At 39.0% G+C, this 21386-nt stretch carries 25 protein-coding genes; 4 read left to right on the top strand and 21 right to left on the bottom strand.

Translation table 11 applies throughout. The features are described 5' to 3' along the window. Nucleotides 1–14 precede the first annotated feature (14 nt). The 7 genes from HOO54_RS09565 to HOO54_RS09535 all read right to left on the bottom strand — a co-directional run bounded on the left by HOO54_RS09565 (nucleotide 15) and on the right by HOO54_RS09535 (nucleotide 8753). A complete protein-coding gene (locus HOO54_RS09565) occupies nucleotides 15–1952 on the bottom strand; it encodes a stage V sporulation protein D (RefSeq protein ID WP_172294649.1) in 1938 nt (645 codons plus the stop codon). Between the two features lie 129 nt (nucleotides 1953–2081). Further along, on the bottom strand, nucleotides 2082–4217 hold the full coding sequence (locus tag HOO54_RS09560) for a penicillin-binding protein (RefSeq protein WP_172294647.1): 2136 nt from the start codon (nucleotides 4215–4217) through the stop codon (nucleotides 2082–2084). A gap of 5 nt (nucleotides 4218–4222) precedes the next feature. Then, nucleotides 4223–4576, bottom strand: a complete 354-nt coding sequence (ftsL, locus tag HOO54_RS09555; RefSeq protein ID WP_172294645.1) for a cell division protein FtsL — start codon at nucleotides 4574–4576, stop codon at nucleotides 4223–4225. A gap of 32 nt (nucleotides 4577–4608) precedes the next feature. Beyond that, entirely contained in the window at nucleotides 4609–5547 is a 939-nt protein-coding gene (gene rsmH, locus HOO54_RS09550; protein WP_172294643.1) for a 16S rRNA (cytosine(1402)-N(4))-methyltransferase RsmH, read from the bottom strand. A 66-nt stretch (nucleotides 5548–5613) separates the two neighbouring features. Further along, complete coding sequence (gene mraZ, locus HOO54_RS09545) at nucleotides 5614–6045, bottom strand: division/cell wall cluster transcriptional repressor MraZ (protein ID WP_172294641.1); 432 nt, start codon at nucleotides 6043–6045, stop codon at nucleotides 5614–5616. A 125-nt stretch (nucleotides 6046–6170) separates the two neighbouring features. Next, nucleotides 6171–7787: a bacillithiol biosynthesis cysteine-adding enzyme BshC gene (gene bshC, locus HOO54_RS09540; protein WP_172294639.1), complete on the bottom strand. Its 1617-nt coding sequence runs from the start codon at nucleotides 7785–7787 to the stop codon at nucleotides 6171–6173. A gap of 78 nt (nucleotides 7788–7865) precedes the next feature. Then, the gene (locus tag HOO54_RS09535) at nucleotides 7866–8753 is read right to left on the bottom strand and encodes a 2-dehydropantoate 2-reductase (RefSeq protein WP_172294637.1); all 888 of its coding nucleotides are present in this window, start codon (nucleotides 8751–8753) and stop codon (nucleotides 7866–7868) included. Between the two features lie 152 nt (nucleotides 8754–8905). Between HOO54_RS09535 and HOO54_RS09530 the strand changes: the two genes are divergently transcribed. After that, nucleotides 8906–9385: an N-acetyltransferase gene (locus tag HOO54_RS09530; RefSeq protein WP_172294635.1), complete on the top strand. Its 480-nt coding sequence runs from the start codon at nucleotides 8906–8908 to the stop codon at nucleotides 9383–9385. A 33-nt stretch (nucleotides 9386–9418) separates the two neighbouring features. Here HOO54_RS09530 and gerR read toward each other — a convergent pair whose 3' ends face one another. The 3 genes from gerR to HOO54_RS09515 form a co-directional block, all read right to left on the bottom strand. Next, on the bottom strand, nucleotides 9419–10024 hold the full coding sequence (gerR, locus tag HOO54_RS09525) for a sporulation-specific transcriptional regulator GerR (RefSeq protein ID WP_172294633.1): 606 nt from the start codon (nucleotides 10022–10024) through the stop codon (nucleotides 9419–9421). Between the two features lie 122 nt (nucleotides 10025–10146). Beyond that, complete coding sequence (rpmF, locus tag HOO54_RS09520; protein WP_046130742.1) at nucleotides 10147–10320, bottom strand: 50S ribosomal protein L32; 174 nt, start codon at nucleotides 10318–10320, stop codon at nucleotides 10147–10149. A gap of 23 nt (nucleotides 10321–10343) precedes the next feature. Beyond that, nucleotides 10344–10859, bottom strand: coding sequence for a YceD family protein (locus tag HOO54_RS09515; RefSeq protein WP_172294631.1), 516 nt, complete (start codon nucleotides 10857–10859; stop codon nucleotides 10344–10346). A 195-nt stretch (nucleotides 10860–11054) separates the two neighbouring features. On the opposite strand from HOO54_RS09515, the gene HOO54_RS09510 reads away from it, so the two are divergent. Beyond that, on the top strand, nucleotides 11055–12305 hold the full coding sequence (locus HOO54_RS09510; RefSeq protein ID WP_172294629.1) for a nucleotidyltransferase: 1251 nt from the start codon (nucleotides 11055–11057) through the stop codon (nucleotides 12303–12305). Between the two features lie 65 nt (nucleotides 12306–12370). Here HOO54_RS09510 and HOO54_RS09505 read toward each other — a convergent pair whose 3' ends face one another. Beyond that, nucleotides 12371–13387, bottom strand: a complete 1017-nt coding sequence (locus HOO54_RS09505; RefSeq protein ID WP_172294627.1) for a SepM family pheromone-processing serine protease — start codon at nucleotides 13385–13387, stop codon at nucleotides 12371–12373. Nucleotides 13388–13575: 188 nt separating this feature from the next. Between HOO54_RS09505 and ylbJ the strand changes: the two genes are divergently transcribed. After that, on the top strand, nucleotides 13576–14799 hold the full coding sequence (gene ylbJ / locus HOO54_RS09500; RefSeq protein ID WP_172299455.1) for a sporulation integral membrane protein YlbJ: 1224 nt from the start codon (nucleotides 13576–13578) through the stop codon (nucleotides 14797–14799). 18 nt (nucleotides 14800–14817) lie between these two features. Here ylbJ and coaD read toward each other — a convergent pair whose 3' ends face one another. The 8 genes from coaD to HOO54_RS09460 form a co-directional block, all read right to left on the bottom strand. Next, nucleotides 14818–15303, bottom strand: coding sequence for a pantetheine-phosphate adenylyltransferase (gene coaD / locus HOO54_RS09495; RefSeq protein WP_172294625.1), 486 nt, complete (start codon nucleotides 15301–15303; stop codon nucleotides 14818–14820). Further along, complete coding sequence (gene rsmD, locus HOO54_RS09490) at nucleotides 15296–15862, bottom strand: 16S rRNA (guanine(966)-N(2))-methyltransferase RsmD (protein WP_253907648.1); 567 nt, start codon at nucleotides 15860–15862, stop codon at nucleotides 15296–15298. Before rsmD ends, coaD begins: the two co-directional genes overlap by 8 nt. Nucleotides 15863–16138: 276 nt before the next feature. Then, nucleotides 16139–16411, bottom strand: coding sequence for a YlbG family protein (locus HOO54_RS09485; RefSeq protein WP_172294623.1), 273 nt, complete (start codon nucleotides 16409–16411; stop codon nucleotides 16139–16141). Nucleotides 16412–16474: 63 nt separating this feature from the next. Next, the gene (gene ricF / locus HOO54_RS09480) at nucleotides 16475–16924 is read right to left on the bottom strand and encodes a regulatory iron-sulfur-containing complex subunit RicF (RefSeq protein ID WP_172294621.1); all 450 of its coding nucleotides are present in this window, start codon (nucleotides 16922–16924) and stop codon (nucleotides 16475–16477) included. Between the two features lie 265 nt (nucleotides 16925–17189). Continuing rightward, nucleotides 17190–17429 (bottom strand): YlbE-like family protein, encoded by a 240-nt coding sequence (locus HOO54_RS09475; RefSeq protein ID WP_172294619.1) that lies wholly within the window; start codon nucleotides 17427–17429, stop codon nucleotides 17190–17192. A gap of 14 nt (nucleotides 17430–17443) precedes the next feature. Continuing rightward, nucleotides 17444–17848 carry a YlbD family protein gene (gene ylbD / locus HOO54_RS09470; RefSeq protein ID WP_172294617.1) on the bottom strand — a complete coding sequence of 135 codons (405 nt, stop codon included), beginning with the start codon at nucleotides 17846–17848 and terminating at the stop codon, nucleotides 17444–17446. Between the two features lie 90 nt (nucleotides 17849–17938). Beyond that, a complete protein-coding gene (locus HOO54_RS09465; protein WP_172294615.1) occupies nucleotides 17939–18982 on the bottom strand; it encodes a CAP domain-containing protein in 1044 nt (347 codons plus the stop codon). Between the two features lie 117 nt (nucleotides 18983–19099). Beyond that, nucleotides 19100–19540 (bottom strand): CBS domain-containing protein, encoded by a 441-nt coding sequence (locus HOO54_RS09460; RefSeq protein WP_172294613.1) that lies wholly within the window; start codon nucleotides 19538–19540, stop codon nucleotides 19100–19102. A gap of 177 nt (nucleotides 19541–19717) precedes the next feature. Here HOO54_RS09460 and HOO54_RS09455 point away from each other — a divergent pair, with 177 nt between their 5' ends. Then, a complete protein-coding gene (locus HOO54_RS09455) occupies nucleotides 19718–20077 on the top strand; it encodes a YugN family protein (RefSeq protein ID WP_172294611.1) in 360 nt (119 codons plus the stop codon). A 51-nt stretch (nucleotides 20078–20128) separates the two neighbouring features. On the opposite strand, the gene ctaG is transcribed toward HOO54_RS09455, so the two are convergent. Together ctaG and ctaF are read right to left on the bottom strand one after the other, a co-directional pair. Then, a complete protein-coding gene (gene ctaG, locus HOO54_RS09450; RefSeq protein ID WP_172294609.1) occupies nucleotides 20129–21025 on the bottom strand; it encodes a cytochrome c oxidase assembly factor CtaG in 897 nt (298 codons plus the stop codon). A gap of 30 nt (nucleotides 21026–21055) precedes the next feature. Next, nucleotides 21056–21385 (bottom strand): cytochrome c oxidase subunit IVB, encoded by a 330-nt coding sequence (ctaF, locus tag HOO54_RS09445; protein ID WP_172294607.1) that lies wholly within the window; start codon nucleotides 21383–21385, stop codon nucleotides 21056–21058. Between the last annotated feature and the right edge of the window lies 1 nt (nucleotide 21386).

Raw genomic sequence — 21386 nt, 5'->3', positions numbered from 1 at the left:
CCGTTATGATCAAGTCAATCTTCCTGATCATCTTCTGGGTCATCAAGATAAATACGAATTGTTGAACCTTCTTTGACCTTTTCTCCTGCTTTTGGGGATTGCTGAACAACGACATTGCCCTCCCCTGAAGCTTTCAGTTTCAAATTGACGAGCAAAGGTTCAAGTTCTGTTACAGACAACCCAATAAGATTCGGGACCTCAATCAATTTTTTGTCCATCCATTTGTATTCACGCTTAATTTGGTTCTTTCTTTTGTCAACCCCGAGCTGTGGAAGACTATCTCTCATAATGTTGCCGACAATTGGTGCAGCAACAGTCCCTCCAAACTGAATCGTTCCCTTTGGATTGTCAATAGCGACATAAACAACAATGCTTGGGTCATCAGAAGGAGCGGTTCCAATAAATGAGACAATATGGTTGTTTTTTAAATATTTTCCGTCTTGCACTTTTTGTGCTGTTCCTGTTTTCCCGCCTACCCGGTACCCATCAACAAATGCATTCCGGCCCGTTCCTTGGGCAACTACACTTTCAAGTGCATAGCGGATCTTTTTCGATGTTTCTTCAGAAATCACTTTCTTCTTGGCGATCGGCCCATTTTTTTTAACGACTTGTTTTGTAACAGGATCTATCCACTCTTTTGCAATATAAGGTGTATATAGTGTTCCGCCATTAACCGCTGCGGAAACAGCTGCTACTTGTTGAATCGGAGTCACTGATACACCCTGTCCAAAAGCGGTTGTCGCTTGCTCTACAGGACCAACTCGATCAAGCGGAAACAAGATACCCGTTCCCTCTCCTTGAAGATCGATTCCTGTTTTCTTTCCAAACCCGAAGTCTTTAATATAACTGAACAACTTCTCTTTCCCGAGTCGCTGACCGAGTTCAACAAAACCAGGGTTACAGGAATTTTGGACAACTTCAAGAAAAGACTGGGAGCCATGTCCGCCACGTTTCCAGCATTTTAGTCGTGCGCCATCAACTTCAACAGATCCTTTATCATGAAACCGGTCTTTTTGTAAATGAACTTGTTTCTCTTCTAATGCAGCTGCAAGTGTAATGATTTTAAATGTTGATCCCGGCTCATACGTACTCCACACCGGTAAATTGCGGTTATAGACTTTTGGATCGATTGATTGGTAGTTTGCCGGATCAAAGTCTGGTCTGCTGACCATCGCAAGGACTTCACCGGTTTTCGGATTCATTGCCACCCCAACCATTCCATCAGGTTGGTATTTCGATTCCGCAATATCAAACTCTCGCTCCATGATCGTTTGCACTCTGGAGTCAATGGTCAGTTTCATATCTAAGCCATCTTTTGGGGGTGTATAATCATCAGCCTCTTCAGGCATTCTCTTCCCTTTTGCATCAGAGTAAAATTTAACATATCCTTTTTCACCTTTGAGCTCTTCATTATAAAAAGCTTCAAGCCCTAGTAGACCTTGATTATCAATTCCAGCAAATCCAAGTACATGAGATAGATAGCTGCCGAACGGATAATGACGAATGCTATCTTCTGCGATATAGACACCTTTCAAATTGAGGTCTCTCACTTCTTTTGCTTTCTGGTGAGAAATTTTTCGACCTTCTGGATTTATTCTTTCAATGGACGTTTTTTTGGTCACGTGTTTGTAGGCTTTTTCTTTCGACATATTGAGCACATTGGCCAATTTTTCGCTCGTTTCAACTGGGTTTTCAATTTGTTTTGGCACGACTAAAACAGATGGTGCGCTTTGATTTGTCGCAAGCTTGACTCCATTTCGGTCAAGGATTTCACCTCTTTCCGGTTCAAAGGGAAGGTTTCTGCTCCATGAATCTTTTGCTAATGATGTCAATTGATCACCCAAGACAAACTGAACATATCCAAGTCTTGTATCAATAATCAAAAAGATCGAAACGCCGAAAAGTAGAACTAAAATTAAACGTTTTCTGACTGTTACATTAGAAACACGCAAGAGACCGTTCACTCCTTATTTAAGCTTGTTTCATTTTATGTCTTAGAATGATTGGGTAGAACGGTTTTCGTTTGTTGCTATTCATTTAAAATAGAAGGTTATCGGATGCACCGACAACCTTCTATCATTTCAAGACCCTTTTAATCTTACTTTAAGAACGGTTTTCGTTTTGAGTTCTGTACCTTTTTGGATCGTTTGGCTTGTTACAAAACCTTGACCGCTTGTCTCAATATGAATACCGACCATTGAACCAAAACGGAAGACATCTCGTTTCGACCAGCCTGTCATATCAGGCATCACGATTTTCCCTTCTGTTTTCAGAAAGACCCGTTCATTTGGCAGTACTTCTTCACCAGCTTTGGGATACTGGTCTTGAATGGTTTCCCCATCACCAGTAGGCACTGCGACAAGATGATTTTCCTCCGCTTCTTTAATGGCATCTTCTGTACGTTTCTCAATAAAGTCAGGCATTTCCATTTGTTTTTCTTCCGTTTTTTCAGCTTCTTTTTGACTTTGACTCGGTTCAATACCCAAATAGTGGAGACTTGTTTTCATGACCGGATTGAAAACTTCCGAAACCGGCATAGCACCAGTCTGACTACCTTCTAATTTCGGTTGTTGAACAGCTACATAGATGAGAAGCTTTGGATCATCTTTCGGCGCCATACCCATGAAAGAAAATACATAGTTCTCTCGACCACTTAAAATTTTTCCATTTTTACCAGTAATTTGAGCCGTTCCGGTTTTTCCGGCAATATCGTATCCTTCGATCTGATATGCACGACCTGTACCTTTTTCTGAAGTCACAACTTCTCCCAAAAGCTCGCGTACTTTCTTTGCTGTGTTTTCTGAAATTGGTTGATCGACAATTTTCGGTTGATTTTGCAAAACGGTTTTTTTGTCATCTGGATCGACGATATGATCGATCACATAAGGTTTCATCATCTTCCCATCATTAGCAATCGCCGTTGCAGCTTGAAGCTGTTGAATCGGGGTAATCGCTGAACTCTGTCCAAACGCTGTTGATACTTTATCACGAAGATATTTAAAGTTCATTTTACTATTTGCCTCATCTGGGAGATCAATACCCGTTTTCTCATAGAAATGAAATTTTCTTAAATACTGATTGAAACGGTCTGTCCCTAGCTTTTCGTTGGCAAGAATCGCAAATGCAACGTTAGATGAACGCACAACACCTTCTCTAAAGGAAATCGGTCCCCAACCGTTTCCATTGTTATGGTCTTTAATCGGTTTATCTCTTTTGGATACAGAATAAGTCCCTGATCGGTAAGCTTCCTCTCCATTGAAGACCCCCTCTTCTATGGCAGCTGACAAGGTAAAGATCTTCATCGTTGAACCCGGTTCAAACCTGTAAGAGATTAAATCATTATAATAGTTTGCAACATTTGTCCGTTTATTTGGATTAAAGCTTGGTCTTTGCGCCATGGCGAGTACTTTCCCTGTTTTCGGATCAACGACCGCAGCCATAATCTTTTTCGGTTTGTATTTCTTTTGGACTGTTGTCATACTGTCTTCCAAAAATGTTTGAATTTTTTGATCGATTGTTAAATAGACGTTATCACCATTATTAGGGGCTTTTATTTGTTCATTGTCATGAAGGAGACGCCATCCTGTTTTATCAGTATCATACGTCATATATCCGTCTGTTTCTTTCAAATATTGATTCATGCTTTGCTCTAGCCCCATTGCACCATGCATTTCACCGGTTTTTTCATTTAACCGGGAATAGCCGATCAAATTAGAGGCAAAGACACCATTAGGATAGAAGCGCTTTGTATCACGAATAAAACCGATACCAGTCAAATTGAGTTGTTCAATTTTTTCTTTTTGATCATAAGTGAGATGACCAACAGCACCGAACTCAACTTGATCTTTGTTTTTATTAAGAATTTCAAGAATTTTCTCTTTTTTCATTCCAATAATTGGTGCAAGTTGTCTTGCAGTAAAATCCTTATTTGAAACATATTTAGGCTTCATTTTTTTATCCAATATGGCGACTAGTTTATAGGTTGAAGTATCCTCTGCAAGCACTTTACCATTTTGATCAAGAATCGCTCCTCTGTGCGCTTTAATGGACCGTTTTTTTTCAAATTGTTCATTTGCTTTAACTGCTAACACTTCTCCACTGGCTCTTCCTGTCACTTGAATAAACAAAAATCTTCCTAAGATCACAAAGAAAAAGAGAGCAAAACAAATACTAAGTATTGCCGCTCCTCTGTTCATAAATTTATTCTTTTTCGGCATTTTCATCATTCCTGTACATTCTTCACTTTTTTGTCACCAAATTTAAGCCCTTTTCCTTTAGCTGTTCTGATAATTCGATCAGGTGCTTTTAGCTCATTCGCCCTCTTTTCAAGATCACTAACTCTATTTTTTTCTGCTTCATACTTGTTGTTCAGCTGTTGAATTTCAATATTTTTCTGATAAGAGACATAAATCTGTGAAATCAGAAAAAGTGAAGCACTGAATAGAGCAACGGCTAAGAGGACGATCAGCACCTTTTCCCCTAATGTAATGGATGCTCTTCTTCTGATGATAACGGAAGGCTCCGTTTTTGCAGTTTGTCTTTGTTGTCTTTCCACTTTATAGGCTAAATTGCTCATAGACTGATGACCTCCTTTTTAATTTGCACAGCTTACTCTCGTGCCTTTTCCGCAATCCGCAGTTTCGCTGAACGCGCTCGGTTATTGTTTTCAAGCTCCTCTTTTGAAGCTGTGATTGGCTTTTTATGAACGAGCTTTAATTTTGGTTCAAATTCCTTAGGGATGACAGGTAATCCGTGAGGTAATTCAGGTAATGAAGCCAACTCTTTAAATGTTGATTTGCAGATTCTGTCTTCCAATGAATGAAAGGTAATAACAGATACTCTTCCCCCCGGCTTCAGCACATCAATCGCCTGTAAGAGCGCTTCTTCAAATACTTTCAATTCATCATTTACTGCAATTCGGATCGCTTGAAAGATCCGTTTAGCAGGATGCCCGCCGCTTCGTCTTGCTGGAGCGGGGATGGCTTCTTTGATGATATCGACAAGTTGACCTGTTGTTTCAATAGCTGCTTTTTCTCGTGCTTCTTCAATTTTTCTGGCGATTTGTTTACTAAACTTCTCTTCGCCATACTTAAAGAAAATACGGACTAGTTCTTCATAACGCCATTCATTGACAATCTCTTTCGCTGAAAGATTTGCCGATTGATCCATCCGCATATCAAGCGGGGCATCATGATGATAACTGAAACCCCGTTCAGGTGTATCAAGCTGAGGAGATGACACACCTAAGTCAAATAAAACACCGTCCACTTTAGAAATTCCAATTTCATTTAGACGATCTTTTAAATAACGAAAATTACTTTTCACCAAAATAACTTGTCCTTCAAAATCTGCTAGTGTTTCTTTTGCATGACGAAGTGCCGTATCATCCTGATCAAATGCAATTAATTTGCCTTCTTTTGAGAGCTGTGTAAGTAAATATGAACTGTGACCTGCACCACCTAATGTGCAGTCTACATATGTACCGTCTTTTTTTACATTTAAACCATCGACTGTTTCTTTTAGCAATACTGTTTGATGTTGAAACATTTCCTTTTTATCCCACCTTATTCCAAATGAACTGATTGCAGAATGCTTGTTTCGCGCAAAGATTCATTAAATATCAAACCCAATCATGTTTTCCGCTATTTCAGCAAATGAATCTTCCTGCTCATCTACATATTGTTCCCAAATCTCTTTACTCCACAATTCAATTCGATTTGAAACTCCAATAACCACACACTCCTTCTCAAGCTTTGCATAACTTAAGAGTGAAGATGCGATGTTAATTCTCCCTTGTTTGTCCAATTCACACTCTGTGGCACCGGAGAAAAAAAAGCGGGTAAATGCGCGTGCATCTTTCTTTGTAAGAGGAAGAGCTTTCAGTTTTTCCTCGATGAGTTTCCATTCGGACATCGGGTATCCAAAAAGGCATTGGTCAAGTCCTCTTGTCAGTACAAACTGTTCACCAAGACCCTCTCTGAACTTTGCCGGAACGATCATGCGGCCTTTTGTATCAATCGTATGCTGGTATTCACCCATAAACATGATCTTGGACCCCACTTTCCTTCCTTAACTCACCACTATCCACCACTTCTCTCCACAATTATATTTTACACTGTTTTAGAATAAAAAAAAACCCTGAACTATCAAGGGTTTTTTAAAAAAATATTTCAAAGTTTGACAACTTGATGCTGATTTCGAAAAGAATATGGCAAATCCTTGTATTTTTCCAAGAAATTTGGACCGTATTTATTTAAATAATACATGATATTCCAAATTCTTTCTTGTGGAGCATGTAAAGGTCTGATACTCGTTTGAATTTTGTCGAAATCATTTAAAATATTGTTTTCTTTGTCTTCAATTCGTTTAATGACTGTTTTTTCCAAAAGTGATAGCTGATCTTGAATAAAGCGAGCGTTTTTTTCCAGAAATGGCATCAGACTTTGATCAACTTCAAGCGCTTCAGCTCGGACGGAAGAATGAATCGTTTCAATCTCTTGTTTTGCCTGTTCGATTACATTTGTGAAAGTGCTTGGCACTTGATTTGCAAAAAACTGCTCCTTCTTGGTCAAACTCCCTTTTTCAAGAGACTCTTTGAGACCCACACCTCGTTCAGCTAGCTTCTTTTCAATATGCCGTTCCAAAAAGGTGATATTGAGTCTCGGCACGACTGGCGGCATGTTGAAACCCATCATATGAAAAGCGCTTTTTAACTCTCCCCAATAATTGATTTCCCCCGGTCCTGCAATAAATGCCAATGTCGGGAGAAGAAATTCCTGCATTAATGGTCTTGTCACAACATTGTTGCTAAAAGCTTGCGGTTTTTCTTGGATCAAGTTATAAAGCTCTGCCTCAGACCATTTCAGACGAAGTTCTTTTACAAAAAAATTCGTATCCTCTTTTTCAATTAAAAAGCGTTCTCCGTCATATTCATAAAAAAGATGTGCATGACGGGTAGTTGTTTCAATAATTGGAGAATAATTCATCTCCTTCATGAACGCCTGCTGACGTGTAACAGATTCGCCGAGTTGATCATTTTTCTTGATGAGCGCTTGTAAAAAGCCAGACTCTAACGCTCTTAATTCAGGATCTCCTGAATTAAGCAGGACAAGCCCATCTTTTTCGAACAATTCAACAATGATATATTCAAAAAAATCAGTGAAAGACTCTGACTGCCGCAAACATCGTTGTACATTAGCCAGAAGCTCATTCGTATATTCTGTTTCTTCGAAAGAAGCAAAAACGCCTTTCAGCCATTTTTCGGCTTTATCAAGTTCAAGAGGCGTTTTAGCAGCCGCACTTTTCTTCCAATAAGACTGGGTCAGCTTATATTTCTTCACTTTCCCGTTATCTGATATATAAAGATGATTAATTTCTTCTATATCATGATCTTCACCTGCCACCCAAAACACTGGAATGACCGGAACATTTAACTCTTGCTGCTTTTGTTTTGCTAGCAGAAGAATTGAGAGGATTTTATGGATCGTATATAGCGGTCCTGTCAAAAGACCGGCCTGTTGTCCGCCAACGACTGCAACACTAGTTGGATCACGCAGAAGCTCAATGACCTCATTGATCTTTTTTGATTTAAACTTACGGTGATACTTAAGTAAATAGTCGGCTAAGGCATCACGATCATATGTCCGGGAGGAAAGGTCGTGCAACCGCGCTTCCCAATCTTCTTTGTTTAAGCCGTAATCAAAAAACAGCTTCAATTCCTTTCTCTCTTCTATGTAGTCTCGTACAAAAGGGTTTTGACTTTCAATGGAAAGTTCATTAAGCTGCATCTTTCGAACTTCCTTTCTCCAGTAAATAGTTAGTTTCCCGAAATGAGTATAGCACGTTCAGCGTGATGGTCAAATGATTTAGCTTGACACCTTTTCTAGCGACTTAATACTGTCGTATAGAAAAGTGAGATGCGGAGTAGAATGCCCCGATTTTTTTGCCTGGTTTAACAAATAACCCATAATCGCATCAGCTTCCGTTGTTCTTTCAGCCTGTATATCCACTAACATTGAAGATGTGTTGCTTCTTGTTTTTCGGCACACGGACAAAACATTTTCCCATGCCTTTTGCGGGTTTTCAATTGCTAAAATTCGGCTCGTTTCTGCAAACACAAACTTCATAAACGCTAAATACATCGGCTCTTCAATAAGCTTTCCGTTTTTCACCTTTAGAAGAGCTGTCAACGGATTGATGCATGCATTAATGATCAATTTGCCAGCTAACATTTGATACCAGTCGTCCTGCCATAAGAAAGGAAAGGACTGATGTACCGCCTCCAGATCTTTTTTCAACCTCTCGGCTCGGTCTGCACGGAATGCGCTCCATTTTACGATGCCTTTCCCTGTGTGCTGAACTGTATAGTCGTTTTCTTTGATAGCACCATGTTCTACAGCTCCGACATATAGATGATGGTTAACATTCCAATCTTCAAGAAGAGAGGTATGTGCCATCCCATTTTGCAAGAACATGATCTGAACAGGTGCCTTATTTTCCAGTTCAGACAGAACTGTGGCTATCTGATGTTGTTTGACTGCAACAAACAGAAGATCAAAATCCGATTCAAGCCCAACACTCACCTCAGGTTTAGCCGAATATTGCTTTCCATCTACTAAAAGAGAAATTCCGTTTTGCCTGATGGACTTTGCCTGTTCTTCTCTTCTGACCACTACAGTTACATGATGATGAAATGAAAAATAGTATGCAAATAAAAGGCCGATTGAGCCTCCACCAATCACTCCGATTCTCAAATTCTCACATCCTGATTTTTTTATATACTGTATATCATAGCAGAAATAACGTCCATTGACTTGTTAACCGTTTTATGAATATTTTTATCATTTGGATTTTTATAAAAAAGCGTTTACAATATAGATATAACACAATCAAAGGGGGTAACAAGATGGTCAAAGTGGAGCGTTTGTTGATCAATTATAAAACACTGGAAGAATTTAAAAAATTCAGGGAATATGGGATTCAAGAACTTTCCATGTTGGAAGATCTTGAGAGTAATATGATTGAAAATGACAGCAACTCACCATTTTACGGTATATATTATGGACATCGGCTAATAGCAAGAATGAGTCTATATAAAGTGGATCGTAAATTTAATCAATATTTTGAGGAAGACAGAGAATATCTTGAGCTGTGGAAGCTCGAAGTGCTACCGGGATATCAGCGCAAAGGTTATGGGACAATGCTTGTTGAGTTTGCTAAATCATTCGGATTGCCGATCCGCACCAGCCCTCGTGTAAAATCATCCGATTTTTGGGGAAAAATGGGGTTTAAGCCAGTTAAATATGATTTGGCCCGTGATAAGGGAGAAAATCCACTCATCTGGCTTCCTGAAAGTGAAGACAATCAAAATTCAGAATCAGCTTAGACAAAAACCGGCCGAAACTGTCAGGCCGGTTAACTATTTTTCCATTCTTTCCAGATTACCATTTGTCTCCATTTGAAATTTTACATTTTTACTTCTTTCATCTTCTTGAAGAACGACCATCTTTCTTGCCCGTTCCATAATCTCAATTAACGCTTTATAATCGCCCTCTGTCAATTTAAGCTGTTTTTTAAGTGATTCATTTTCATTTTGCAATTTTTCAATCTCACTTTTTAATTGATTGACCTCTTCGTATAATCGACTTTTTTCGTCATGATCAACTTTGTGAGACATAGTATCTTTTAAGTTTTCCAAAAAGCAAATAACATCTTCAAGTGTCAAGTTATCATTTCTGTCTTCAGAAAGGGTTTTGACTGAGTTTGGCAAAGCGGCTGCGTGAACACCAATCTTTTTTCGCAATTGTTTACGCTGTTTTTTGGCTAATTCGATTCCTGATTGGTACTGTTTTCTCACACATGAATTCCAACGGAAACCACAAGCTGCCGCTGTCCTGCTTAAAGCTTTACCAACTTCTTCAAACGCTGATAGCTGTGTCCCCCCCTCTCTAATATGCCTTAAAACAACCTCAGCAAGCAACACATCTTCATCCTGTGTCCAGGCATCTTGCCTTGTAATAGTCACATGAATTCGCCTCCATAGCTTTATGAATTTATCTCATACATATGCAGCTAATAGAGTAGATAGACTATTTTCCTGTTTTAAAGAATAAAAAAACACAAGACTGAGTGTCTTGTGTTTTTTTATTAGTTGCTTTTTACGTCTTTTCCTTTGTATGATCCACATGCTTTGCAGACGCGGTGTGAAAGTTTCATCTCACCACAGTTTGGGCATTCTACCATACCAGGCACTTGCAATTTAAAGTGTGTACGACGAAGTCTTTTTTTCATTTTAGAAGTTCTTCTAAAAGGTACAGCCATTATTCCCACCTCCTTAAAGAGTGTTAAGATTCATCTTCTTGTTTTAAGAGCTTCTCAAGACCAGCAAGCCTTGGATCAATTTGATGTTTCCGGTCATCTTCTGTAATGACCTGCCAATCCTTGCCTTCTTGGGGAGCACCTTCTTCTTTTTGAACTGATTCACAAAAGATTTGCATAGGTATTTCGAGAAGGATCTCTTCTTTGACAATCGGAGTCAAGTCGATCAGATCATCCTCAACAATATGGACATCTTCATCTTCGATTTCATCCATCTTATGAAATAAAAACAGTTCTTTTGTTGAAATACTAAATGGATAACGAACATCAACAAGTGTTCTTGAACAAGGCAAGATCATTTCACCTGAAATAGAAATGTCAAATGCAACCTGCTTTGACTCAATCATCGCTTTTCCTTTGACATTGACTGGTGAAATACTACGTATATCTGAGTTTTGAGATAGTTCGTTTAGATCAACTGTTTCATCAAATTCAAAGCTCTTCTTCGCCATTTGATTCAGCTGATGTATCGTCCATTTCATTGTATCACCTCTAAGAGAGCAACAAACATGATTATAGCTTTCATCATGTTTTTTGTCAATATTTTTTCTTTACAGATCAATGTTTGAATCTTTCATTCGTTGACATCTTACATTACAATTCATACACTTAAAACCAACAGATTCCTTGTGTAAATGTATCATAATTATTTCAAGAGATGCAAGAGAGGTGGAAAAATGAAAGCAGTAGGTGTGGTTGTCGAATATAATCCTTTCCATAACGGTCACTTGTTCCATATCAAACAAGCATTGTCACAAACGAGAAGTGATGTGGCGATCGCTGTCATGAGTGGCTTTTTTTTGCAACGTGGTGAACCTGCGATCGTTTCTAAATGGTCAAGAACGAAAATGGCGCTTACATCTCATGTTGATATCATTGTCGAGCTACCATATGTATTCGCCGTGCAAAAAGCCGAAATATTTGCTACAGGTGCTGTGGCGCTTTTGAACGAATTAGGTTGCAGTTCTATATTCTTTGGCAGTGAAAATGGTGATCCTGACGCATTTGTTCAAACAGCCACATATATGCTTGAACATCAACAGGCACTTCATCAGGAAGTGAAAAAACAGGTCTCCTCAGGGATGAGTTATCCGTCCGCTATGACAAAAGCGTTTTCTGTGATCACAAATGGTGAACATACCTTAGACCTTTCTAAACCGAACAACATCCTCGGTTTCCACTATGTCAAAGCCATTTTAGAGAACGATTTTCAGATGAAACCTGTGACTGTTAAACGCTTATCTTCTGAATATCACGATGCTCTTCTGCCAGAAATGTCAGGAAACATCGCAAGTGCGACAAGTATTCGCAAATCGATGATTGAAAAAGGAGTTTTATCGGATAGCAGCTTTTTTCTACCTGAAAGCTCTGTTAAGGAATTAAATGACTATATGAGGACTTTTGGTCTTTGGCATTCTCCAGAACATTATTTCTCTTTTTTAAAGTACAATCTTCAGACGATGGATTTAGAAGAACTTCAGCAAATCTACGAGGTTGAAGAAGGGCTTGAACACCGCGTCAAGAAAGTGATTCAGAAAGCCGGTTCTTTCTTAGAATATATGGAATTGCTAAAAACAAAACGTTATACATGGACAAGGTTACAAAGAATGAATACACACATCTTGACACGAACAAAAAAAGCCGTTGTTCATCAGATTCTTACGGAAACACACCCTCGTTACATCAGGCTTCTCGGAATGACCAAAAAAGGCCAGGCATATTTGGCAAAAAAGAAAAAAGAGTTGGGGATTCCGCTGATCACGAAAATTGGGTCTCTCTCTAATCCGTCTCTTCATCTGGATATAAAAGCTGGACAAGTTTATAGCGCACCACTTCATGAACCTGCACGAACAAGACTGACTGAAGCGGAGTATTCACTTTCACCACTTAGGTATGATGAAGACAACGGCTTATTTTTACGACATTAAAATACCTTTCAGTCAAAAAACCGCACCTCTAAGCCAGAAGTGCGGTTCATATGACCATCTCAAAATCATTTAACTTTTTTTTCCAAGTAATTGATCGCATCATCCATATCATCAACAGGGACAATTTTCATGTTGGTCTTGATATCTTTCGCTGTTTTGACAGCTTCCTCATAATTCGAGCCTTTTTTACCCCCTTCATTTGGAGCGAAAAAGACATCAGCTCCTGCCCTGTCTGCTGCAACAATTTTTTGACTGATTCCCCCAATTGGTCCAACTCTACCTTTTTCATCAATTGTTCCTGTTCCAGCGATATGGTGGCCTTTTGTTTCATCCGCTTTCGTCAATTGATTATAGATTTCCATCGACATCATCAGACCTGCTGATGGACCGCCAATGTCTTCAATATTTACTTTTACAGTTGGCTTCACCTTCACATTCCGGTCTGTTATCAGAGATATGCCTAGCCCTGCTCTGTTCGGTTCTTCCTTAAACGTTTTCAGCTTCAATGTGATGGTCTGTTGTTTTTTATCCCTTTCTATCAACACTTTTACAATATCGTTAGCTTCCTTTGTTTCAATATAACGAACTAAACTTTCCGCTGATTGAAATGTCTTTCCATCCACTTTTTTGACTTTGTCACCAACTTTTAGTTTCCCTTCCGCTGGCATACCGGGAACAACAGACATGACATAAACTCCGTTAAACGTATAGCTGACCTTTTTTCCAGCTTTTTTGTAAGCTGCTATCATGGCATTTTCTTGGGAGTCTCTCATCATTTGCAACTGCCTTTTCATATATTCCTCATCCGTTTCTCCTTCTTGTTTAAAGTTCTCTTCAGGAAGGACTTCATGATAAGGACGAAGCTTTGCCCATATGTATGTATAAGGATTCGCAGGCCCTACCTTAACGGTCATTAAAGAAAAACTGCCTTTTTCCTTGTATCCATCCCTTACCTTAATTAAGGGATTCAGCTCTGTCGCCTCCCCCGGCTCAGTAATATAAACAGGGAGTCTCACAAATGATAGAACGACTCCGATGATGGCGATCAAGAGTGCAATGCGGACAAATCTTCTTTTTTGCATGAAAATATAACCCTCCATCTTTAATTTAACTAGCAGAATGATGTTGATGACAATTGACATTCTATTGGTCTAAAATGTGGACCAAGCTTCGTATAATGATAAAGAAGCATCGGGTGGAAATCAACTCCAATTTATTTTATCATGTTCCAGCTGACAATGTGTATTTACAGTCTTAAGGGGGATTTGGAATCGATATGAAAAAAGTAAATACTTTTATCATAACCGTTTTGCTTCTTCTGTTTACAGCCGCCATTATAACCCACCCACAGGCATCATTTGATGCGTCCAAAAATGGACTAGCGATGTGGTGGGAGGTGGTATTCCCTTCCTTACTGCCTTTTTTTATTTTATCAGAACTATTGATCGGTTTTGGCATCGTCACATTTGTTGGACTACTCCTCGAACCTTTTATGAGACCAGTCTTCCGCGTCCCAGGTGTCGGAGGATTTGTGCTTGCTATGGGCATGGCTTCCGGATTTCCATCAGGGGCCAAACTTACTTCAAGACTTAGACAAGAACGACAAATATCCCGAGTAGAAGCTGAACGGCTTGCATCATTCACCAATTCATCTAACCCGTTGTTTATCTTCGGAGCTGTAGCGGTTGGCTTTTTTCATAATCCTGCTCTCGGTATTGTTCTTGCAGCAGCACATTATTTAGGTAATGTAGCCGTAGGAGTGACGATGCGTTCTTACGGAAAAAAAGAAGAAGTCGATCCAGATCGAAACAAAAGAACGCGTCGCATCCCTTCGATTAAAGAAGCTTTAAAAGCGCTCCATCAGGCAAGACTTGAAGAAAAAAGACCGTTGGGAAAATTGTTAAGTGATGCCGTCATCTCTTCCGTGCAAACACTGCTTATGGTAGGCGGTTTTATCATCCTTTTTTCTGTCTTTAACAATATTCTGTCTGTTGTTCACATAACAGATATTCTCTCACAAGGTATGCGCATGATGTTGAGTGTACTCCATTTCCCTATTCATCTTGATAAACCATTACTATCCGGTGTTTTTGAAATAACACTAGGTAGTCAACTTGTCAGCGCTGCGAATGCTCCTTTATTAGCAAAAGCGATTATCGTAAGTTTTATATTAGGATTTAGCGGTTTCTGTGTCCAAGCTCAGGTCGCCGGAATACTTGCAGAAACAGATATTCGTTTCAAACCATTTTTTATCGCTCGGTTTTTACAAGGTATTTATGCGGCTCTATTTGTACCGATCCTTTGGAAACCTCTTTACACATCTTTCACTCAACTAAATGAACCAGTTTTTTTATTTTTTCGCGATGGAAAAACCGAATCACTTGTTGTACAAGTATGGAATTCTTTAGTGCAAATAGGACCTCTTGTTACGATTGGGACACTTTTTATTTATCTGATCCTTTATACAAAGACATTATCACTAGAAAAAAAATGAGCAGCCATATTCGGGCGCTCATTTTTTTGCAAACTTATGTTGAAGTGCAGCTTCAACTAATTCAGGGACAAGTTCTGCTACAGATCCATTATATTTAGCCACCTCTTTTACAATGCTCGAACTTAAAAATGAGTATTGATTATTCGTCATCATAAAAAATGTCTCAATGTTTTCATCAAGCACTTTATTCATCGAGGTCCCTTGCATCTCATATTCAAAATCAGAGACAGCTCGGAGCCCGCGTAAAATAACGTTCGCTTGTTTGTTTTTAGCATAATGAATCAACAGACCCTGAAAAGATTCAACATGGACATTATCAATCTCTTTCGTTACTTCTTTTAGTAATTCACAGCGCTCCTCAACCGTAAACAACGGTTGTTTTGAAGAATTGTTTAGAACGCATACATATACTTGATCAAATATTTTTGCCCCTCTTTTAATAATATCCAAATGTCCAAATGTCACCGGATCAAAACTTCCGGGACAAACGGCAATGCTAGCCATCCCTATTTCCCCTCTTTCTATAAATGCTTACCCCTGTTAAGCCGTATATTTCTTGTCTCGAAATGCGGAGCTCCCCCGTTTCTTGAGGAAGTACCACTTCTTTCGCATGCTCAGCAAGGATAAATCCATTATCATTCAACAAGTTTGTTTTTTCAATCATAATTAAAAGCGCTTTCAGTTTTTGTTCTTGATATGGAGGATCTAAAAAGATGGCATCAAAACGAAGTCCCCTTTTACTTACCGCATAGAGTGCCCTTTCAGCGTCATTTCTGTAGACTTCTGCACACTTTTCCAAACCTAAAGTTTTCAAATTGGCTTTCACGGTTTGAATGGCTTTAAAATCTCGGTCCACAAAAACGAGGCGGTCAAAGCCTCTGGAAAGTGCTTCAATACCTAATCCCCCACTTCCCGCAAATAAATCAAGACCGATTCCCCCTTCAAAATATGGACCGACCATATTAAAGATCGACTCTTTTACTTTATCTGTTGTTGGTCTTGTCGATGTGCCAGGTACTGCTTTGATGGCGCGCCCTTTGTACACTCCAGATATTACTCTCATATTTCCACCACTTTTTCTTAAACTCAAAAAAATCATCATTATCTTAACATAAAGTGTTTTTTGGCACAAACCACCAACCTAAATTTTTATGTATAGTGACCAACATGCTTGGTGATAATAAGAGTAACAGCATCAATTGATGTTGTTGCCAACCGCGGAGAAGACTTACGTTTCCCCATAAGTTCTTCCTCCGGTTTCTCCTCTCCCTTTGCCTTCTCCTTAATTTAAGGTATAGAAGGACCCCGCAGGGTATTCTTGCGGGGATTTTTTAAGCGATTATATGTCTGTTTTATAATCGTATTCTTTGGCTTTATCAAGCTTTGATTCAAATTCTATTTTTAAAAAAGGCTTATACGAGGGAGCAACCTTTTTGACATAAGAATACGAACGTATTTTGGCCATGATTTTTTCAACCTCATCCATATTACAATAGACAACCGCATATTTTAACCGTTTTGAAACATAGTGAACATTCCCAAATTTTCTCAGTGCTTTTGCATGTTTTAAGGAATGAAGCCAAACGATCAATCCTTGACGTCTTTCTTTCAAGCTTTTCACCTGCCTGTCGTTTATCTGCTTCAATCTATGAAAAAGACGAGACAAAACGTCTCGTCAGGAAACTTTACATCCACAACTACCACCTGATCCGCAGCCACCACTGCATGATGAAAGATGATCAAAGTAAGGGTTTCCAGTCGGAACTTTAATATGTTTTGACACCGCTTGACCGATTTCCACACTGACCTCATCTAGGATGGTTTGAAGATCTGTTTCGGCCTTTCTAAACTCCGCCACAGTCTCATGAAGGTCAAGTTGTCTTTTAATATCCCTCATTTTTTTTGAAATCTCTTTATGATCAGGATGGTACTTTCCAAAACGCTGTACGTCCTCATATTGTTGCTTTATTTTGGTAAACGAAGCGATAATTCGTTCGGCCTCTTTATCTTCTTGGAGACGCTTCCGGGATTGCCGGTAATATTCTGCCGCCTCTGATTGAAGGATCATGTTGGCCAATTGATAAGCTTCATTCTGAAGCTTTACAGATTCTAGTGTGGCATACATAGACATGCACCTCCAACAATAGTGTATCATAAAATAATCTTTTTCAAAATGTCTATGTATTTTAAGTTTTAGGCATAGCTTATTTGCTGGAATTTATCGACAGAATCACTTATTACACCTTTAGGTTTCGGTTTATACGTTGTACACCCCGCTAGTAAAAAACATAAGCAGATGATTAAACAGCTTTTCTTCATCTCGATCAACTCCCTCAAGCAATAGTTTTTACAAATTCTAAGTTTTTATCAATACAAAAAACACCCAGGTTTTAATCCTGAGTGCGCATCGCTTGGAACATTTGCATCATCATCTGGGCCATCTGAATACTGTTTGAAAACTGGTTTACACGGTGAGGAATCGTTTTTTCGTAAAAATTCATCATGTCGAGCTGAAAAGCGGACAAATCACGTGGACTACGTGAAAGCTTACGATACCAGACTGGTTGCTGACGGATGAAACGGCGGCGCTCCTCATCACTAAACACATATTCCTGCACTTCTTGTCGCATGTTAAACTCCTTTATCAATCTTTTCGGAATGAAAATGGTGGCTGCTGACCGTTCTGATGGTTGCCTTGCTTAGTGCCGCCGCTTGAAAACTGGTTGAGTAGGCTTTGTAATGAAGAAATGGACTGGCTCATTTTATTCATTTGTTCATTCATTTGGTCGACGTCCATTTTTCTGAATGCCATGACCATTTTAGAGATAAAATCGTTTTTCCCGTTTTCATCAGATGACGTTTCTTTTGTTTCTACTTGTTCTTTGTAAGGTTTCCATATGGCATCATCTTCTCCAAGCAAAACCCAGTTTTCATACACTTCCTGCCAGCTGTTTTCTCCTTTTCGAACCTCTGATATGAGCTTAGGATGCCGTTTAATAAACCACTTAAACTCATCAATTGATGAGTGTGCATTTTTTTTGGTCGTCAACGTCTACACCCCCTCCGAAAAACCAGTGCCTACTTATAATGTATCCGATGATGTAAAATGTGTTCGCCTAATTATTCATCTCTACAAACCTTAATTCCATTTTTTGATAAAATTTTGTGTATAATATTTCTGATCAACACCAACTCCCAAGTTCGTATAATCTTTGTTAAGCAGAGCTTTTCTGTGCCCTTCACTATTGAGCCAACCTTCAATCGCTGCCGGTCCATCTACATAGTTTAAAGCAATATTTTCTCCAGCTTGTTCATAATTTACTTTCCCTTTTTCAAGACGATCCTTTAATGTTCCCTCATGCTCTGAAACATGCGAGAAATAATCATGATCTTTCATATCGCGGCTGTGCCCTTCAGCTACTTTTGAAACGGTCTCATCCCATTCTAGCTTTGATAGTCCATATCTTTCACGTATGACATTTGTTAAATCGAAAATTTGATTTTCATTTGCTTTTTCAACTTGTTGCCACTCAGCCTCTTTTAATGCTTTTGGTTCGATGAGTTTCCCTCTGTATACAACCTCATAGGGTCTTTGCTTAATCAAAGTTTCCGCATCAATTACTCTAATACTTGATAATTCCCCTTCAAATTTATCAATATACAGCTGCACATAGAAATCGCCAACCTTAACAGTCGGCCTTGTATTCATATCATCCTCTGAAAACTCAAAGCGATATGAATTACCACCGTATTCCACATTAACATGTGGTGCAATTTTTGCTGTTTTAAAAACTTCTCTAGCCGGTTGTCCAATTTTAAATGGTTTCGTGTTAACCTTGTCGCCTGTTGCAAAAAGGGTGACGATTTTATCGTCAAGAACACCGATTTGGACATATTGTTGTTTCCCCTTATTGTAAACCCACCATTTGTAATCATAAGCTGAAGAATCGATTCTATCAGGTTTTCCTAGCTTTTTTACAAGTGTTTCAGGAGATTTTCCGATAAATGAAAGCAATCCTGATGATGGGATATTCAAAGGCTTATTCTGTTTCGTCTCATTGTTAGATACTTGTGGTTTATCATCATTGGCAATTTTCTCAGGTGTTGATCCATATTGAATAAAAAGAGTGTATGATACTGCAACAATCAGAAGGATCATCAATGCTCTTAATATGCTTTTCAAACTTCCACCTCCAGCAAATGGCTTGGTTATCACAAACGCCTTAGTGACATTTAAACAGAACACTCACAAATTTTCAATTACAATACAGCCTATTTGCCTTTATTATCAAATATGTTTTTAATGAAGGAAATCCTCTGATTCATTTTCTGATATAAATGTTAATAGATCCCGCACTCGGCGGTTTGATTGTTCATAAATTGATATATCTTTAAGGGTGATGATTCCCGTTAATATAGGTCCGTTTGTCACCACGATTCTCCTGATTTGATGTTCCCCCATCAGATCAATCGCTTTTTCAAACGGCTCTTCTTCATGCACTGTCACAACATTTGTTGTCATGACATTTGTTACTTTCTGAGAATTTGGTTTTTTGGCGGCTATCCCTCGTAAAACCAAATCACGATCTGTTACGATACCGACAAGCTCAAGACGGTCATCGGTTACAACTGGAATTGCACCGACATTGCCGTCCTTCATTTTTACCGCGGTTTCGTAAACATTATCGAGAACTGTGCAATATAACAAATCTTTTGTCATGATATCTTTCACTCTTGTCAAACGAATACCTCCCTATCATATATTCAAACTTTGTTCATATTGTCGTCAAGCCTTCCTTGATTCATACTTTTCATGAAAACATTCACAAATGGATAAAAGCAGCATTGAAAGTTCAACACTTTCATACTATGATTGTCAGTAAAGGTAATATTTTAAAACAAAGGGGGTTCCTGATAAATGCGATTTGAAGAATCCGGAATTGAAGGACTGAATGCTGAGCTTAATCGGTTAGACTATTGTATGGAAAGTGAAGGTTTTGTCAGAGCTGGACAATGGGACTATGAAAGGGTTACATATGACCGAAAATTCGATATGGTTGAAGGCAGATACTATCTGCGAGTGTTCGGCTATGCAATCGAAGGTGATGTTGGCGCAAGACATGCCGTTATTAAATTGATGACACCACTTTTAGGAAAATATTATTATCCCCACGGGGTGGAATACGGAGAAGATGAGCATTTTCCCACTCAGCTCCTTCAATCATGTGAATCGGTGTTAAAAAAGGTAAAAGAGAAATTAGCAACGCTTGAAGTATAGTCTTTTACATAAAAATGGCACAGTGCAGAGAAGCACTGTACCATTTTTTTATTAATGGACGGTCGAAGGAGAACAATGTTGTTCCAGCTCTGCTTGATCTTTGGCTCTTTCATTTTTCGCCCATTTAAAGAAAATAAACGCTAAACACGTTCCATAGACAATTTCTTGAATGATTTTCATAACAATTGCCCCTAATTGTTGATCTTGTAAGACAGGCATCGAGCTAAACATTTCTGGTCCTGTTAAGGACATACCACTCAGCATATCAAGAGGTACACACAATTTCATGGCATCCACCCATGCGCCCGGATCTGAATATGTTAAATATAAAGTGGCTTTACTGAACATAATTAAAGCACATGCAGGTGTCAAAAGCATTCCGTTAGCCATAATATAGCCCATCTTCAAAAGACTGCTCATTTGCGGGAGCTCGTTAACCGAATGAAGAAGCGGCCACCACATCAAAAACGCAGCGATAAAAATAACAATCGTTGTCATCGCATGGTAAACAGGATCTGTTTTCACAAAATCAAAAATGAGTGGAACATGATACATTGAAAACAAACCATTAAACACAATAATTGCGATTAATGGCTTTGATAAACACCGGAAAAGCGGTTGAATAACAGGACGTAAAAAGATTTTCTTCCAAAGCCAAGCTGGCACCCCTAGGATGAGAAGCGGCGGTACAACCAAGTACAAAATGGCCATCTGTGCCATATGTGCGCTGAAAAAAATATGTCCGGCGAGATCCAACGGGCTTCCTTTTGACACATAAAGCAGAACCATCGCTGTTAAAAACAAACTGATTTGTTTAATAGATGTCTGATCACCCTCAGATCGTAAACGCTTGATCAACAAAAAATACAAGCCAATGATCAAGAGGACACCTCCGAAAAAGTAAGGGCTCCAAAGTGCCCGAAATCCAAAAATGATGAGATTCCCCAAAAAGACCACCTCCTTTTTCGATCATCTAAACTAGAGCCAAACAAGCGTCATTAAAGCTAAGACCGTGATAAATGCTGTGAAAATTCCCGAATACAGGAATAGTGATGGTGCCTCATGGCCTCTTTGGCTCATATGCATAAAATAATACAATTGAAAGACTACCTGTATGATCGCAAGCAAAAGAATAAATGGAATCGTAAACCAAATACCTGCATCTGTAGCAACTGTTACGAATGCAACAATGGTCAATCCGATCATCAAACCGAAAGAAACAAGCTGATGCTTCATTTCTTCCTTATTTTTCTTTCTCCGGTAGACGAGGTCAGTTTTTGGGTTTTTTCCGTTCCCATTATTCACCATG

It is taken from the genome of Bacillus sp. WMMC1349, from assembly GCF_013155385.1.
GTDB lineage: Bacteria > Bacillota > Bacilli > Bacillales > Bacillaceae > Bacillus.
This window is presented reverse-complemented; position numbering and strand designations above follow the sequence as displayed.

Bases quoted from the DNA above. Each gene is read 5' to 3' on its own strand.
- HOO54_RS09560 (WP_172294647.1), bottom strand. From the start codon at position 4,217: ATGCCGAAAAAGAATAAATTTATGAACAGAGGAGCGGCAATACTTAGT.
- ftsL (WP_172294645.1), bottom strand. From the start codon at position 4,576: ATGAGCAATTTAGCCTATAAAGTGGAAAGACAACAAAGACAAACTGCA.
- rsmH (WP_172294643.1), bottom strand. From the start codon at position 5,547: ATGTTTCAACATCAAACAGTATTGCTAAAAGAAACAGTCGATGGTTTA.
- mraZ (WP_172294641.1), bottom strand. From the start codon at position 6,045: ATGTTTATGGGTGAATACCAGCATACGATTGATACAAAAGGCCGCATG.
- bshC (WP_172294639.1), bottom strand. From the start codon at position 7,787: ATGCAGCTTAATGAACTTTCCATTGAAAGTCAAAACCCTTTTGTACGA.
- HOO54_RS09530 (WP_172294635.1), top strand. From the start codon at position 8,906: ATGGTCAAAGTGGAGCGTTTGTTGATCAATTATAAAACACTGGAAGAA.
- rpmF (WP_046130742.1), bottom strand. From the start codon at position 10,320: ATGGCTGTACCTTTTAGAAGAACTTCTAAAATGAAAAAAAGACTTCGT.
- HOO54_RS09515 (WP_172294631.1), bottom strand. From the start codon at position 10,859: ATGAAATGGACGATACATCAGCTGAATCAAATGGCGAAGAAGAGCTTT.
- HOO54_RS09510 (WP_172294629.1), top strand. From the start codon at position 11,055: ATGAAAGCAGTAGGTGTGGTTGTCGAATATAATCCTTTCCATAACGGT.
- HOO54_RS09505 (WP_172294627.1), bottom strand. From the start codon at position 13,387: ATGCAAAAAAGAAGATTTGTCCGCATTGCACTCTTGATCGCCATCATC.
- coaD (WP_172294625.1), bottom strand. From the start codon at position 15,303: ATGGCTAGCATTGCCGTTTGTCCCGGAAGTTTTGATCCGGTGACATTT.
- rsmD (WP_253907648.1), bottom strand. From the start codon at position 15,862: ATGAGAGTAATATCTGGAGTGTACAAAGGGCGCGCCATCAAAGCAGTA.
- ricF (WP_172294621.1), bottom strand. From the start codon at position 16,924: ATGTATGCCACACTAGAATCTGTAAAGCTTCAGAATGAAGCTTATCAA.
- HOO54_RS09475 (WP_172294619.1), bottom strand. From the start codon at position 17,429: ATGCGACAAGAAGTGCAGGAATATGTGTTTAGTGATGAGGAGCGCCGC.
- HOO54_RS09455 (WP_172294611.1), top strand. From the start codon at position 19,718: ATGCGATTTGAAGAATCCGGAATTGAAGGACTGAATGCTGAGCTTAAT.
- ctaF (WP_172294607.1), bottom strand. From the start codon at position 21,385: ATGGTGAATAATGGGAACGGAAAAAACCCAAAAACTGACCTCGTCTAC.